General features: G+C 32.3%; 17 protein-coding genes, 1 pseudogene and 1 riboswitch. Of the genes and pseudogenes, 2 read left to right on the forward strand and 16 right to left on the reverse strand.

Annotated elements, in window-relative coordinates:
- Positions 1-192 (forward strand): annotated as a pseudogene (locus Q326_RS18690) (IS110 family transposase); the annotation flags it as partial.
- A 238-nt stretch (positions 193-430) separates the two neighbouring features.
- Here Q326_RS18690 and flgK read toward each other — a convergent pair.
- From flgK to recD2, 6 genes are all read right to left on the reverse strand, one after another.
- Positions 431-2,302 (reverse strand): flagellar hook-associated protein FlgK, encoded by a 1,872-nt coding sequence (flgK, locus tag Q326_RS17990; protein ID WP_026895469.1) that lies wholly within the window; start codon positions 2,300-2,302, stop codon positions 431-433.
- Between the two features lie 101 nt (positions 2,303-2,403).
- A complete protein-coding gene (locus tag Q326_RS0111150) occupies positions 2,404-2,901 on the reverse strand; it encodes a flagellar protein FlgN (protein ID WP_034601959.1) in 498 nt (165 codons plus the stop codon).
- Positions 2,902-2,917: 16 nt separating this feature from the next.
- Complete coding sequence (gene flgM / locus Q326_RS0111155) at positions 2,918-3,208, reverse strand: flagellar biosynthesis anti-sigma factor FlgM (RefSeq protein WP_026895471.1); 291 nt, start codon at positions 3,206-3,208, stop codon at positions 2,918-2,920.
- Between the two features lie 70 nt (positions 3,209-3,278).
- Positions 3,279-3,680, reverse strand: a complete 402-nt coding sequence (locus Q326_RS0111160) for a TIGR03826 family flagellar region protein (protein WP_026895472.1) — start codon at positions 3,678-3,680, stop codon at positions 3,279-3,281.
- A gap of 51 nt (positions 3,681-3,731) precedes the next feature.
- On the reverse strand, positions 3,732-4,466 hold the full coding sequence (locus tag Q326_RS0111165; RefSeq protein ID WP_034601961.1) for a ComFC family protein: 735 nt from the start codon (positions 4,464-4,466) through the stop codon (positions 3,732-3,734).
- Between the two features lie 7 nt (positions 4,467-4,473).
- Positions 4,474-6,702, reverse strand: a complete 2,229-nt coding sequence (gene recD2, locus Q326_RS0111170) for an SF1B family DNA helicase RecD2 (RefSeq protein ID WP_026895474.1) — start codon at positions 6,700-6,702, stop codon at positions 4,474-4,476.
- 139 nt (positions 6,703-6,841) lie between these two features.
- On the opposite strand from recD2, the gene Q326_RS0111175 reads away from it, so the two are divergent.
- The gene (locus tag Q326_RS0111175) at positions 6,842-7,435 is read left to right on the forward strand and encodes a competence protein ComK (RefSeq protein ID WP_026895475.1); all 594 of its coding nucleotides are present in this window, start codon (positions 6,842-6,844) and stop codon (positions 7,433-7,435) included.
- A gap of 93 nt (positions 7,436-7,528) precedes the next feature.
- Here Q326_RS0111175 and Q326_RS0111180 read toward each other — a convergent pair whose 3' ends face one another.
- The 10 genes from Q326_RS0111180 to Q326_RS0111225 all read right to left on the reverse strand — a co-directional run bounded on the left by Q326_RS0111180 (position 7,529) and on the right by Q326_RS0111225 (position 14,119).
- A complete protein-coding gene (locus tag Q326_RS0111180) occupies positions 7,529-7,747 on the reverse strand; it encodes a DUF2922 domain-containing protein (RefSeq protein WP_026895476.1) in 219 nt (72 codons plus the stop codon).
- A gap of 40 nt (positions 7,748-7,787) precedes the next feature.
- Positions 7,788-8,012, reverse strand: a complete 225-nt coding sequence (locus tag Q326_RS0111185) for a DUF1659 domain-containing protein (protein ID WP_026895477.1) — start codon at positions 8,010-8,012, stop codon at positions 7,788-7,790.
- Positions 8,013-8,053: 41 nt separating this feature from the next.
- Complete coding sequence (locus Q326_RS0111190; RefSeq protein ID WP_026895478.1) at positions 8,054-8,620, reverse strand: RNA polymerase sigma factor; 567 nt, start codon at positions 8,618-8,620, stop codon at positions 8,054-8,056.
- 116 nt (positions 8,621-8,736) lie between these two features.
- Positions 8,737-9,921, reverse strand: coding sequence for a methionine adenosyltransferase (gene metK, locus Q326_RS0111195; RefSeq protein WP_026895479.1), 1,185 nt, complete (start codon positions 9,919-9,921; stop codon positions 8,737-8,739).
- Between the two features lie 74 nt (positions 9,922-9,995).
- Positions 9,996-10,100: riboswitch (SAM riboswitch) on the reverse strand.
- A 103-nt stretch (positions 10,101-10,203) separates the two neighbouring features.
- Entirely contained in the window at positions 10,204-10,368 is a 165-nt protein-coding gene (locus Q326_RS18530; protein WP_156936298.1) for a hypothetical protein, read from the reverse strand.
- 90 nt (positions 10,369-10,458) lie between these two features.
- On the reverse strand, positions 10,459-10,941 hold the full coding sequence (locus Q326_RS0111205; RefSeq protein ID WP_026895480.1) for a metallophosphoesterase family protein: 483 nt from the start codon (positions 10,939-10,941) through the stop codon (positions 10,459-10,461).
- Positions 10,922-11,545, reverse strand: coding sequence for an XTP/dITP diphosphatase (locus tag Q326_RS0111210; protein WP_026895481.1), 624 nt, complete (start codon positions 11,543-11,545; stop codon positions 10,922-10,924). The genes Q326_RS0111205 and Q326_RS0111210 overlap by 20 nt, the downstream gene beginning before the upstream one ends.
- Positions 11,546-11,566: 21 nt before the next feature.
- A complete protein-coding gene (gene rph / locus Q326_RS17200) occupies positions 11,567-12,310 on the reverse strand; it encodes a ribonuclease PH (RefSeq protein WP_034601964.1) in 744 nt (247 codons plus the stop codon).
- 168 nt (positions 12,311-12,478) lie between these two features.
- Positions 12,479-13,504 carry a GerMN domain-containing protein gene (locus tag Q326_RS0111220; RefSeq protein ID WP_026895482.1) on the reverse strand — a complete coding sequence of 342 codons (1,026 nt, stop codon included), beginning with the start codon at positions 13,502-13,504 and terminating at the stop codon, positions 12,479-12,481.
- A 78-nt stretch (positions 13,505-13,582) separates the two neighbouring features.
- Positions 13,583-14,119: a DUF2179 domain-containing protein gene (locus Q326_RS0111225; RefSeq protein WP_026895483.1), complete on the reverse strand. Its 537-nt coding sequence runs from the start codon at positions 14,117-14,119 to the stop codon at positions 13,583-13,585.
- Between the last annotated feature and the right edge of the window lie 193 nt (positions 14,120-14,312).

The following is a 14,312-nucleotide window of genomic DNA, read 5'->3' on the forward strand; positions in this document are numbered from 1 at the left end:
AGGAAAGCCTTGTTTCAAGCTGCTTTAGTAGCTTCTTTTAATGACCCTGTACTAAATGCTTATTATCTTAAGAAACGTGGTGAAGGTAAACACCACCTTACTTGCATTGGTGCTGTTTCAAGAAAAATGTGCAATATTATTTACGCTGTGCTTAAAAATCAGGCTCCTTATGAAGTAAGGCTAAATGAATAAATCTAACTTATCTTATTTTTAAATACTATCTTTTAAACTCTTGTAATTTACAAGTCTTATTTGTTGTGCTCTTTTTAAATATTAAAATTCTAAAAATTATTTTATTTAATGACTTGACTTTTAATAGTTGGTCTTTCTATTAAGAAAAATAGTCTGTAGTCCGTAGCACAACAATAAGAACTAAAGGTTCTTTACTACGAACTACCAACTACCGACTACGAACTACTAACTAAAAAAATTACCTTCCAACTTTCCCTGTCCTATTAACTACTATATCTATCATTTCATCTATTACATTTATTACCCTTGAGTTTGCCACATATGAGTGTTGATATTTGAGCATATTGGTCATCTCCTCATCCAAAGACACTCCAGATATAGCCCTTCTTTTACTGTCTACTTCTCCCCTTATTATCGCATTATTATCCATCATATTGACTGCTTCATTAGCAGCTACTCCCATACTTGATATTATATCTCTATAATAATTATCACTATTTACTTCAGAAAACATATATTCTTCCCGTAATTTAGAAATTAACTCTGCCTGCTTTCCATCTCCCCTATCTCCAGTAGATGATGCCGCTATATTATTTAATGAGTCCATTTCCTTACTAACCATTATGTTTCCAGCTTCTATAGGTCTACTAGGATCTATAGCAACAAAGAAATCAAGCCCTGTTTCTCCAGTCAATGTATTTCCCTGTCTATGCACATAATTCATATTTCTAGCTATAGTATTTACAAATGCATTTAATTTTTTCTTCATCATAGGTATTACTTCTCTAAAGCTACTTACTTTGCCCATATGTCTACTAACAGTATTTGTAGTTTCTTGAGACAACTCTTTCGCCGTTACATCATCTTTATTAAATACTCTTCCTCCTGTGGCATCACTCACTTTGCTCCATTTAGACATGTTGCCTTCAGTTGTTATTATTGAAACAGATACCCCAGAGTTTTTAAGGATCTCTAGATTTTTAGAGGTTACATCGCTAGGTGGACCATCGTATGAAACTATAATTTTCTTATGAAACAAATCTCCTTCTTCATATTGATTTGACTGTACATAGGATACTAAATCATCTAAACTTCCAGTAGTAAACCCTTCCTCATTGATTTGAATATCCCCTAGTCCTCTATTTTGTATATCAGTGTCATAGTCAGATTTATCCCCATAGCTTCCGAAAAACGTCACTTCTACATCGTCATTTACCGTCCCATTTCCATCTTTTATAATTGTATCTTTTACATTGCCTCTAGATTCCAATAGACCTAAGAGCTCTCCACCTCTTAAATCTACCATCTCAGGATTACCTTTTTTTATTGTATCCTTCCAATATATATCTACATAGGAACTACCATCTATCTCTGCTGAAATCTCACTGTATTCATTCCCATTTACAATATGTTTTCCACCTACGGAAATATTTACTGTCCCTGTATTGTCTTCATAATACTCTATATTTATCATTTGTGAGAGTTCATCTATAAGTTGATTTCTCCTATCTCTATAATCATTGGCAGCTATGCCTCCAGCCTCTATTCCTCTTATATTAAAATTCAAATTGGCTATCTCTTCAGATATAGCATTTATCCTATTTACTCCATCCTTTATATCTTTATTAAGATTTATTTGAAGGCTGTCCAATTGTTCATATAGATGATTTACTGTCTCTGTAAATGCAATACCCCGTTCCTTAACCATTCCCCTTATAGTAAGATTATCAGGATCTTTGGATAATTCCTCCCAACTATTCCAAAACTGATCCATCACCTTTTGAACTCCACTATCAGAAACTTCATTAAATATATCTTGGACCTGTTCAAATACACTATTCTTGGCAGTCCAATATCCATAATCCTTGGAATAATCTCTATATTTCATATCTAAAAATGAATCTCTAATTTGTCTTATCTCCTGTACGTCAACCCCTCTCCCAATTTCAAAGTTTCCATATCTTCCATATTTAGACGCCGATTGTATGACTTGTTGTCTCACATAATTGGGATTATTTACATTTGATATATTATGGGATGTGGTATCTAATGCCCTTTTATTTGCTATAAGTCCAGATATTGCTATAGAAAGTCCCGAAAACCCCGACATACTTCTACCTCCTCTTTTTGCTTCTTAGATAATTCATAGTTGATAGCAGAAATCCTATGGATTTCTACTATTTACTACTAACTAATAACTACTAACTTTATTCATGCTTTTGCATCAAAAAGATTCTTATTTTGTTTGCCTTTTTGATTATTCACCTTATCACTATATGTATTCTCACTTGAAGCATTGGTCATAAGATTTAAATTAAAATTAATATACTCCAGAGAATCTTTTATAAGTGCATTATTTAAATCATTTTTTTCTTTAAGCTCATTAAGGATTTGTATAAAATCATCCCTCATTTTTTCCAAATGCACCTTGTCTTTTTGGTCTAATCTCTCTAACACCTTTGACACATTGATATCATCATTGGTTAAACCTAATTCCTCCATAATCATATCGACAATTTCTGTTCTGGTATCTTCTAGCTTTCCAATATTTATTATAATCTCTTGTTCTATATGGGTAATATTATCTAATTCTTTTATATCTCCTTTAGTAATAACATCTCTTTTTTTATTTGCAAGATCAACCATATCTCTATATAAATCCATTTCATTTGTTAAAATATCCTTCAAATCTGAAACCAATTTTTTCAAATTATCCACCACCTGATTAAATCTTTGTATCGATACCTATATTTTCGAATATCTTTTCTACTATCTTGCCTGAGTCCACATTATATGTCCCTGATTTTATCTGATTTTTAATTTCATCAACCTTTTCCTGCCTTACATCTGGTACTTTTTTCAAAGCATTCATGGCTACTTGAAAATCTTTACCTTTACTAGATATATTGATTTTATCTGATTTACTAATTAAATTTGTCTTTTTTATATCTTTTGCATCCATTTGTTTTTTATATAATTTCATTGTCTTGTGAACATTATTGTTAAATATTTTCATAAAAAACCCCACCTTCCCCGATTCTTCTATCATTATTATCGGTAAAGATGGGATTAAACTTTAAGCTTTTTTATTTTTTATGTCTATCTGCTATATGCATCCTTTCATTTCCTGCTTTATGACTATCTCTTTTAGGTGAGATAGAGCTCTTTAATTCCCTTTCTATCTCAACGGCACATTTATCACAAAATCTACCAGTCTTGATGGATACCCCACACCTTTCACATTCCAATATGAGGTTTTTAGATCCATCTTTTAATTCAAGCCTTCCTTCTTTTAAATATCTAAGGATCTTCTTTTCTGACACCTCTGTTTCTTCAGATACCATTTGTATTGTTGCATTGGGATTATCATACAAATAATCCTTAACCTTTTGAAAATCTATCTCATCTTCTTTTCTACATGTTGGGCATATCTTAAAGCCATCATATTGATATATTTTTCCACATTTTCGACAATTTCTAACATCCATATTTTTACCTCCCTTGTTATTAATTCATAGTCCGTAGCTCGTAGTTCGTAGTTAGAAACTAAAAACTGCCCTTGCTATAGTTAGTACATATACCTTTTTTCCTCCAGCTTCTTTCAATATTTTACTACATTCATTTACTGTAGCACCTGTAGTAAATACATCGTCAATTAATAGTATTTCTTTATTTTTAAATATTTCACCTTTCTTTACTTTAAATGCCCCCTTTACATTTTTCAGTCTTTCAATTTTGTCAAGTTTGTTTTGAGCTGTTGTATCTATCTTTTTTATCAACCTTTTATCTATTATAGGCTTGTCTATAATCTTAGATATATACTTTGCCAATAATAAAGACTGATTAAACCCTCTATTAATCCATCTTTTTCTATGCAATGGAACTGGAACTATTATATCAAAACTATCCATATCTTCCTCTATCAATTTTTTCATCATCATAGGACCAAATACCTTATACATATATGGCTTTTTATTGTATTTATACCTATGTATTGCCTCCTTTATTCTTCCCTCATATACAACGGGAGCTATAGCCCTATCAAAATATCTTTTAAATTGGATACACTCATGACATATATGGGGTATATATCCCTTCTCTAAGGGTTTGCCACATATAGAACATATATGATCTCCAATCCTATTTATATGTTTTCTACATAGGGGACATATATGATCTTCTATACCTGTAGTATAATATTCATCACAGATAAAACAAACTCCTTCTTCAGGATAAATAAGATTTATACATGCATTTAAATATTCTTTTATCATAATATCCCTACTTATTTACAAATATATTGAATATATTGAATATCCTATTGTCTAATGCCGAATATCTCTTATTGATTCTATTATTTTTTATCATCATATACAGATATCTCTCCATTCCCACTAATACCACCAGTTCCCTAGCCCTTGTTACTGCAGTATATAGTAAATTCCTAGTAAGTAACATCGGAGGCCCCCAGCATATAGGTATAATTACCACTGGAAATTCACTTCCCTGACTCTTATGTATAGTCGTAGCATATGCCAATTTCAATTCATCTAATTGTCCAAAGGGATAATTTACCTCTCTATTATCATCAAACTGGACCATAACCTCTCCTTCTTCATCATCTATTCCCATTATATATCCAAAATCTCCATTAAATACTCCCTCTCCCTCTTCAACAGTACCATCATCTTTATACTGCTTCCATTTAGTCCTATAATTATTTTTTACCTGCATTATCTTATCTCCAACTCTAAAAAACTGGTCACCTTGCTTTTTCTCGTCTTTATAACTGGCTTCAGGATTCAATGTCCTTTGAAGGTTTTGATTTAAAGAGTTTACTCCTACATCTCCTTTTTTCATTGGAGTAAGCACTTGTATATCCTTTAATGGGTCATACCCATTAAAATTAGGAAGTCTATCTTTACATAGTCCTAGTATTGTATCCAATATTTTTTGAGGGTTATTCTGTCTAATAAAGAAAAAATCCTTATCCCTTACATTTAGTCTTGGTGGCTCTCCTTTATTTATTTTATGAGCATTGACTACTATCATGCTCTCTTGTGCCTGTCTAAAGATTTCATTTAATTCTACTACCTTTATTATTCCACTATCTATTATATCCCGTAACACATTTCCTGGCCCCACAGAAGGTAATTGATCCACATCCCCCACCAGTATGAGCCGTGTTCCTGGCATTATGGCCTTTGATAGACTATTCATCAAAAGTATATCTACCATAGATACTTCATCCACTATAATGACATCGGTATCTAGGGGACTCTCCTCATTCTTTCCAAAGGCCATTTCTCCCATATCATCCATAAAACTATATTCCAATAACCTATGGAGAGTTCTAGCCTCTTTCCCTGTGGCCTCACTCATCCTCTTAGCTGCTCTTCCGGTAGGAGCAGCTAATTCTATATCATATCCCTGTGATTCCAACAGTTTTATTATACTATTTATTGTGGTAGTTTTACCAGTTCCAGGCCCCCCAGTTACTATTAATACTCCATTTAATAATGCCTCTTTTATAGCTTCCTTCTGATTTTCTGCATATCTTATACCTGACTTTTGTTCCAATTCAACTATTTGTTGATCTATATCCATATCTACTTCATTAAGTTCAACCCTAGAAAGCTCTACCAATTTCTTGCTTACATTTACTTCTGCATAATAAAATGGTATATAATATACACAAATCTCACCATCTATATCTTCTAATTTTAAATGCTGCTTTAATGCTAACTCCTTTATACTCTCTTCTATATATATTTTTTCCACTTTTAAAATCTCTACAGCCTTATCCAAAAGTATTTCTTTGGGTATATATGTATGTCCAGAAGTAGAAGAATCCATGAGCACATATTTTACTCCTGCATTTATTCTATATTTAGAATTATGTTGTATCCCCATGGACTGAGCTATATTATCTGCCATTTTAAACCCTATTCCAAATATATCTTCAACTAGACGATATGGATTCTCTTTTACTTTAGATATAGTTTCATTGCCATATTTTTTATATATCTTTATTCCATATGTGGGACTTATCCCATATCCCTGTAAGAATAACATAACATCCTTAAGTTCCCTTTGTTCTTGAAATGCCTCTGCTATACGGTTGGCCTTTTTTTCTCCTATACCAGATATTTCTTTAAGCCTATGGGGGGAATATTGAAGTATTTCCAATGCCTCTGTTCCAAAGGTATTCACTATATTTTTTGCTGTTTTAGGTCCTATGCCAGATATCAATCCAGAAGAAAGATACCTTTCTATCCCCTTTAATGTTGCAGGAATTACTTCTGTATACACCTCTACTTTAAGTTGTTCTCCATAACTGGGATGCTGTTCCCATTGTCCATGTATCTCCAATGTCTCACCTATATTGAGCATAGGCATTACACCTACTATAGTTACCACATCTTCATCATTTTCTAATATTGCTACAGTATATCCATTGGATTCATTCTGAAATATTATTTCTTCTACTGTTCCTTGTACACTAACCAAAATATATACCCCCGAACCATCATATTTTAATATTATTATAGCATATTTAATCCAATATTTCGTAGTATTAGAATTTCTATCGTAACTATTGTAAATGAACATATGTTTGTTTATAATGTAGGTATGGAGGTGTTTATATATGGAAAAAATAGAATATTTAATCAACAGTTGTATTATGGCTATTGTCCCTGAATATGTAAAAAACAAGGGCAATGCCATGTTGGTTATAACTAAAAACAGCTCTCCAGTTTACATATATAGAAGATTAGTTACAGTTCTAAGGTGGATTGGTAAATATTTTTTTATAGATATATCTGCTGCAAAAAGATTTTCACGTGATGTATTGGGACATAGTAATATAGTACCTATTCCCTTTAACATAAAAAATATATTTATTCCATTAAAAGTCAGAAGCACCCTATCTAAAAACGATAGTGCCTTTGGATATTTTAATATGTCATATATAAAAGATATAAAAAAACAAGGAGAGCAAGTATTTGTCTCCTTGGATAACGATATTGATATACAAATTATACAAAGATACGAAACTGCCAAAAGACATTTTAATGACGGGGAAATTATACAACGTATATATAATAATAGACAATATGCATATCTCGTTATGGAAGATTCTGCAGATTTTTATAAAAAATTTAATCAACCCGCTACTAAAGGAGATATAGCTTCATTGAGAAATGAGATAATAGACCTATTAAATACTATCTCCAAATAAAAAAATATAAAATAAATTAGCAGTTAGTAGTTTAACGATAAAATCCATAGGATTTGCCCCTTCAACTACTAACTGCCAACTATTAACTAATTACTATACTTCTAGCTCCTCTACTTGAGTTGTTATAATCTTTGCACTGTCAATAGATACTATATCTCCACCTGAAGAATTAAATATACCAGTTGATATGATATTATTCATCACTTCAGTTACTTCCTTTGTTGTCAACTCTTCCTTAGGATCATCTATAGACATCCTTGTGGTCTTATTGCCTGCATTTAGAAATACCATTTGAAGTTTGGATTCTGGCATTATTTCACCTCCCATATATATTTTTCGTTACATAGTTACATTAAACTTCTTCTAATTCTACTTCATTAATTCGCTTTACACCCACTAAGTCATTTTTTTGTAAACCCATCATAGTAGTAGCAACCAAATATACATCTTCATCGGTGGCATCAGCCTTGACTCTAGAAAATGTCTTTGACCTAATTATGGGATTATTCTTGTCATCAAGACCCATATTCAATTGCACTTTAATCTTAGACTCATTGGAAATAGCATTTACAGCCATCATCTCACCCCCTTCCTTTCATTACATATATAGAATGGGGGTTAAATATTTACTATGCTTTGTAATTTTTTTATTGCTACTTTTTTTGTATTCACTACAGTCCTATAGCTTATACCTAGTCTTTCTGCTATTTCCACCATTGTTATACCATCAATATAAAACATCTCAATTATTTCTTTTTGTCTCTTGGTCAATTCAGATATCGCCCTATTAAGCACAACCAATTCTTGATTCCTTATCAATATATGGTCTATACTAGGTATATCATCTTTTAGTGTATCTATAATCTCTATTTGCTCATCTGTTGATATGGTCTGATTCAGAGATATAGCTATCTTTTTAGTCTTATGTTTATCTAAATAATGATACCTAAGCATTGTCTTTACATATCCTAAAAATTCCGTCTGTCTATGGGAACTGTACTCATTTATACATCTCAGTACCACTTCAAATCCCCCTTGAATCAAATCATCATATTGTTTTGTATCATTGAAATATCTCCTTATAGAGGATAATATCAATGGTTTTAGTCTCAATATCAATTTTCCCTTAGCGTCTATATCACCTAATTTAGATTTTATAACCAATTCATTTATCTCTTCATACATAAAGAATACCTCCATATATTTGAAAAGGCCCTTTCTATTTACCGGCACCTTCATCATATATGGAGGTATTCTTTTTTTAAAATTAAGACTTTATTTAAGTATAAGTAGTAGTTACACTATTTAAGTGCTTTTTTTAATACATCTACCTTGTCTAATCTCTCCCAAGGTAAATCTATATCTGTTCTTCCAAAATGTCCATATGCTGCTACTTGTCTATATAAAGGTCTTCTTAGGTCTAAATCTCTTATTATTGCAGCAGGTCTTAAATCGAAGTTTTCTCGTACTAGCTCTTCTATTTTTGTCTCTGATATCTTTCCAGTTCCAAAGGTATCTACCAATACTGATACTGGTTGGGCTACTCCTATGGCATATGCTAATTGTAGTTCACATTTGTCTGCTAACCCTGCAGCTACTATATTTTTTGCTACATATCTTGCAGCATATGTGGCTGATCTATCAACTTTAGTTGGATCTTTACCTGAAAATGCTCCACCACCATGTTTAGCATATCCTCCATAAGTATCTACTATTATCTTTCTTCCAGTAAGGCCTGAATCCCCTTGGGGACCTCCTATTACAAATCTGCCAGTAGGATTTATATAGTATTTAGTTCCATCGTCTAATAATTCTTCAGGTACTATTGTCTTTATAACGTATTCTTTCATATCTCTCTCTATAGTATCTAGAGATACATCTGGACTATGTTGAGTTGATATAACTATGGTATCTATCCTTACAGGTTTATTCCCTTCATATTCCACAGTAACTTGAGTTTTGCCATCGGGCCTCAAATAATTCAATGTCCCATCTTTCCTTATTTCAGTAAGCCTTCTTGCCAATTTATGGGCAAGAGATATAGGAAGTGGCATATATTCTGGAGTTTCATTGCATGCATATCCAAACATTATACCCTGGTCCCCTGCTCCTATACTATTTATCTTATCTTCCATAGTTCCTCTTTTGCTCTCCAATGCTTCATCTACACCCATGGCTATATCCGTTGACTGCTCATCTATAGCTGTAAGTACAGCGCATGTCTCACCATCAAACCCATATTTAGCTCTATCGTATCCTATATCTTTTATTGTTTGTCTAACCACCTTTGGTATGTCCACATAACAATTAGTAGATATTTCACCATTTACCAATACTAATCCCGTAGTAACTGCCGTCTCACATGCAACCCTTGCTTGTGGGTCTTCTGATAATATAGCATCTAGCACTGAATCAGATATTTGGTCACATATCTTATCTGGATGTCCTTCAGTAACTGACTCAGAAGTAAATAACCATTTTCTCATCACAATACCTCCTCTTAAATATCTTTAAAATAAAAACCCCTTCCTAAAGGAAGAGGTATGTACTTACCATATAGACCTCATCTTCCAGAATACATATTCTGTGGGATTTAGCACCTTCATATTGAATATTGGTTGCCGGGTTTCATCGGGCCCATTCCCTCCACCTCTCTTGATAAGGTATCAAGATTTTTTATTTGATTTTATCATGCACATACTATCATATTATTATGTATCATGTCAATATCATATTGTCTTAAAATTCATCCATTTCATACAAATAGTCTATGGTTCATACGGATCTTCTTCATAATCAAATTCATATTTTTTAAATCTAGATTTATTAGTAAATGTTTTCTTTTTACCCTTATTTATGCCTTTTAATCTATCATAGTCATCTTCTTCATAATCAAAATCTCGTTTATATCTTTTGTATTTTTTATATCCCATATACTTCTCTCCCATTTAATCAAATAATTTCATATACACTATCTATTAATTTCTATAAATTATTTTCCTCTATTCTACGGACTATATAACCTAGTTCTCTTTAACTTCTACTATTTCCACCGTTATATTGTCATCTATTTCCAACAATCCATAGGTCTTTTTATTTGCATTTCTAGGAGATGATATGCTCCCTGGATTTAAAAATATTACTCCCTCATGCTTTTCTACCATTGGGATATGGGTATGACCAAAAATAGCTATATGAGACTTAGTCTCCAATGCCTTATAATACAGAGCATTTAAATCCCATTTTACATTGTATTTATGTCCATGGGTAATAAATAGGGTATAACCATCTATATCTAAAATTTTTTCCAATGGAGTATGTATATCTTCAAAATCACAATTTCCCTTTACATTTATTATTTCTTTATCTGTGATCTTCTTTAACTTTTGAGCATCTATTGTATTATCACCAAGATGTATTATCATGTCTATATCTTCATTTTCTCTTATCCCTATAAGCATGTCTTCTATTACACCATGGGAATCGCTAAATACTAGTATCTTCACCCTTAATCATCCTTTGTAGTTCTTCCTTAAGTGCATTCAATGCTCTAGCCCTGTGACTTACTCTATTTTTTATATCTTCTCCCAATTCAGCAAATGTCTTTTCATATCCTTCTACAATAAACAATGGATCATATCCAAATCCTTGACTCCCTTTGGGTTGAAATCCAATATATCCTTCACATTGACCTTCTACAGTCTTAACAGATTTATCTTCAAAAACTATGGCTATAACTGTTTTAAATGCCGCTTTTCTTTTATCTAAAGATATATCCTTTAATTCCTTCAACAGTTTATCATTATTATCCTTATATGTTACATTTTCACCTGCATATCGAGCAGAATATACACCAGGCCTTCCATCTAATGCATCCACAAATAAACCTGTATCATCCGCTATTACTATGCCATCAACATGCTTAGATATTTCCACTGCCTTTTTTATTGCATTCTCTGCTAAAGTTTCCTTGTCTTCTATTACTTCAATATTGTCCAATCCCATATCATCTTTTGAAACTATATCAAACTGCAAACCTTTAAGTACATATTTGATCTCTTGTATTTTATCTTTATTTCCACTGGCAACTATTATCTTCTTATTTTTCATACACTTCTCCTTCAGTAACCTTTATTTTTCTTTCATCTTTGGTATTATATCCGTTAATATCCCTTTTTGGATATTTATAAGTTCCATATTTCCCAACTCTGCCAACCTTAACAACTCATTTAATTCTTCCCTTGAAAAAGGACATTCTTCACCTGTTCCCTGTACTTCTACAAATTTACCATCTTCTGCCATTACTACGTTCATGTCTACCATAGCATTAGAATCTTCTTCATAGCATAAATCTAATATTGGATTATTATCTACTATACCTACACTTATGGCCGCCAAAAATTTTTTAACAGGTATATGGGTTATCTCTCCTTTTTCCAATAATATATGTAATGCATCCATCAATGCTACAAACCCTCCTGTTATTGAAGCTGTTCTTGTTCCTCCATCTGCTTGAATTACATCACAGTCTATCCATATAGTTCTCTCTCCAAGCACATCTAAATCCACAACAGACCTGATAGCCCTACCTATCAATCTCTTTATCTCTTGAGTTCTTCCCTCTAATTTACCCCTGCTTGCCTCTCTTCTCTTTCTTGTAATCGTTGATGATGGTAACATTGAGTACTCAGCTGTAACCCATCCAGTACCCTTTCCCTTTAAAAATGGTGGTACTCTATCTTCAATCATAGCCGAACATATTACCTTTGTATCTCCCATCTCTATAAGTACTGAACCCTGAGGATGTTTCAAAAAATTCCTTGTTATATTCACCTTTCTTATTTCATCAAATTTTCTTCCATCTATTCTTTTCATATCATTTAGCCTCTCCTATCTATTGTTTATCATATTGTTCACTATTATAATAATATCAAAATTTAATTCTTTTTTCCATAGTTCTAAATGGTAGCTATAGATGTCCCTACAAATAAATAGTCCATAGTTCGCAGCTAATTCTAACTACGAACTATGAACAACTATGTCTCAATATTCATTGGCAAAAACAGGTACGGTGGTTGGTTCTGATACCTCTATCCCTGTTTCCTCTAAAGAAACACCGTTTATCATGATTTTAACACTATCTATAGGAGATATCTCCTTTAGTGTCAATGCTATATTCCTAGTCATAGAATCTACTACATATTGGTCTTTGATATAGCTTAAAGAATCTTCAGTAAGATTTATATATGCCACTCCATCTCTTATATCTAGTCCCCTAAAAGACACCTCTGATGGTATGTCTGTATAAAGAGACGAGTCCGATGGTGGTCCATCAAAAAGCTTATTGAGTGCAGAGTAACCAGTATCGTCCTGTGTAGATGTAGGTATTGTTAAAGGTACATAATATTCATATTCACCATTAGTCGTTCCCTTATAATATACCACAACCTTTGAATTTCCATCCATCTCTTCATTTACCATATTTATATCTTCTCTTTCCAAAGGATTTCTGATATCTGTACCAAATTTCATGGCATCTAAATATTCACCATCCACCATCAACCTTACCTTAGATATAGAAGGAAATTCTGTAAGTGTATATACTATACCTTTTACTAGACTGTATTCATCTTGTTCATCATTGTAATTTAATACTTCTCTAGAAAAGTTCACCTTACAAAGTCCAGTATCTTGATCGATAGCCATACCTATTACTTCAGTCCCTGATGGTATTATGGGATTAAGACCTATATCCTTTATATCGTCTCGTATTGCAGGACTGTCGGTTATATTCCTAAGTGCTGCCTTTCCTATACCTTCCTCCCATGGAATTTGTCTTTTCACTGGGACTATGTATCCTGCTTCTGTCTTATAATACAATACTGTATCTCTCATACTGTCATCGTTTTGTATCTCAAATATATTCTCATCACTTCTGACCATCTCAACCTCTGGTTCCTCTTCATCTTTAACTATCATTCCCTTTACTGTATCTATTACACCACAACCCGTTAATGATATAAGTATCAAAACTGCCATTAAAATTGAAATTACTTTTTTAGTGCTCATGCTATACCCCCTTTACTAATATTAAAAATTACTCACCCATTCCTTTATAAATTATATTAGTTAGGGGGCTATTCTATGCTATTTCTTTTTTATCTTTGTAATCTTTGTAAAATACCCACCTTTTATATATTTTGCATCACTTACTGTTATAAATGCTTCATTATCTAAATTGTCAATAATTTGACGTAAATTATTGATATTTTTCCTTTTAAGAGTTATTTTCAGTATTTTTCTTACTCCTTCTTTACCTTGGCCCTCTAACACTGTAACTCCAAATCCATTATCTCTTAAATCCTCTATTATATTATCTACATTTTCATTACTTTTTAGTATAATCTGAGCTGTTATATCTCCTAAAGCCATCTTTTCTTCTATATATCCTCCCACATAATTTCCACATGCAAATCCCAATGCATAAAATAGTATATTTCCTATGTCATCTAATTGTTTTACTACAGTAGCCAATGCCATTGTATAGATTATAATTTCAAAAAATCCTATCAAAGCAGCCTGGGTCTTCCTTCCTTGAACTACCATTATAGTCCTAATTGTTCCCATGGACACATCAATTACCCTAGCCATAAAAATAGTCAAATAACCTAAAAAAACACTCACAAATTATTCCCCCTTAAAGTTTTTAAAATGGTGTCTTTTTTATGTATACCCTAATAGATATTCTATATTCTATATAGACAAGGTATTGACAAACATACAGTTATAATGAAGGTATAAAATAAAAGTTAGTAGTTCGTAGCTAGTAGTTAGTAGTTGATGGTGGAAATCCTCTGGATTTCCACCATCAACTACT

The sequence above is a fragment of the Clostridiisalibacter paucivorans DSM 22131 genome (assembly GCF_000620125.1).
In the GTDB taxonomy this organism is placed as follows: domain Bacteria; phylum Bacillota; class Clostridia; order Tissierellales; family Clostridiisalibacteraceae; genus Clostridiisalibacter; species Clostridiisalibacter paucivorans.

Bases quoted from the DNA above. Each gene is read 5' to 3' on its own strand.
- Q326_RS0111220 (WP_026895482.1), bottom strand. From the start codon at position 13,504: ATGAGCACTAAAAAAGTAATTTCAATTTTAATGGCAGTTTTGATACTT.
- Q326_RS0111165 (WP_034601961.1), bottom strand. From the start codon at position 4,466: ATGATAAAAGAATATTTAAATGCATGTATAAATCTTATTTATCCTGAA.
- Q326_RS18530 (WP_156936298.1), bottom strand. From the start codon at position 10,368: ATGGGATATAAAAAATACAAAAGATATAAACGAGATTTTGATTATGAA.
- Q326_RS0111160 (WP_026895472.1), bottom strand. From the start codon at position 3,680: ATGGATGTTAGAAATTGTCGAAAATGTGGAAAAATATATCAATATGAT.
- flgM (WP_026895471.1), bottom strand. From the start codon at position 3,208: ATGAAAATATTTAACAATAATGTTCACAAGACAATGAAATTATATAAA.
- Q326_RS0111175 (WP_026895475.1), top strand. From the start codon at position 6,842: ATGGAAAAAATAGAATATTTAATCAACAGTTGTATTATGGCTATTGTC.
- Q326_RS0111180 (WP_026895476.1), bottom strand. From the start codon at position 7,747: ATGCCAGAATCCAAACTTCAAATGGTATTTCTAAATGCAGGCAATAAG.
- rph (WP_034601964.1), bottom strand. From the start codon at position 12,310: ATGAAAAGAATAGATGGAAGAAAATTTGATGAAATAAGAAAGGTGAAT.
- Q326_RS0111185 (WP_026895477.1), bottom strand. From the start codon at position 8,012: ATGGCTGTAAATGCTATTTCCAATGAGTCTAAGATTAAAGTGCAATTG.
- metK (WP_026895479.1), bottom strand. From the start codon at position 9,921: ATGAGAAAATGGTTATTTACTTCTGAGTCAGTTACTGAAGGACATCCA.
- Q326_RS0111190 (WP_026895478.1), bottom strand. From the start codon at position 8,620: ATGTATGAAGAGATAAATGAATTGGTTATAAAATCTAAATTAGGTGAT.
- Q326_RS0111210 (WP_026895481.1), bottom strand. From the start codon at position 11,545: ATGAAAAATAAGAAGATAATAGTTGCCAGTGGAAATAAAGATAAAATA.
- flgK (WP_026895469.1), bottom strand. From the start codon at position 2,302: ATGTCGGGGTTTTCGGGACTTTCTATAGCAATATCTGGACTTATAGCA.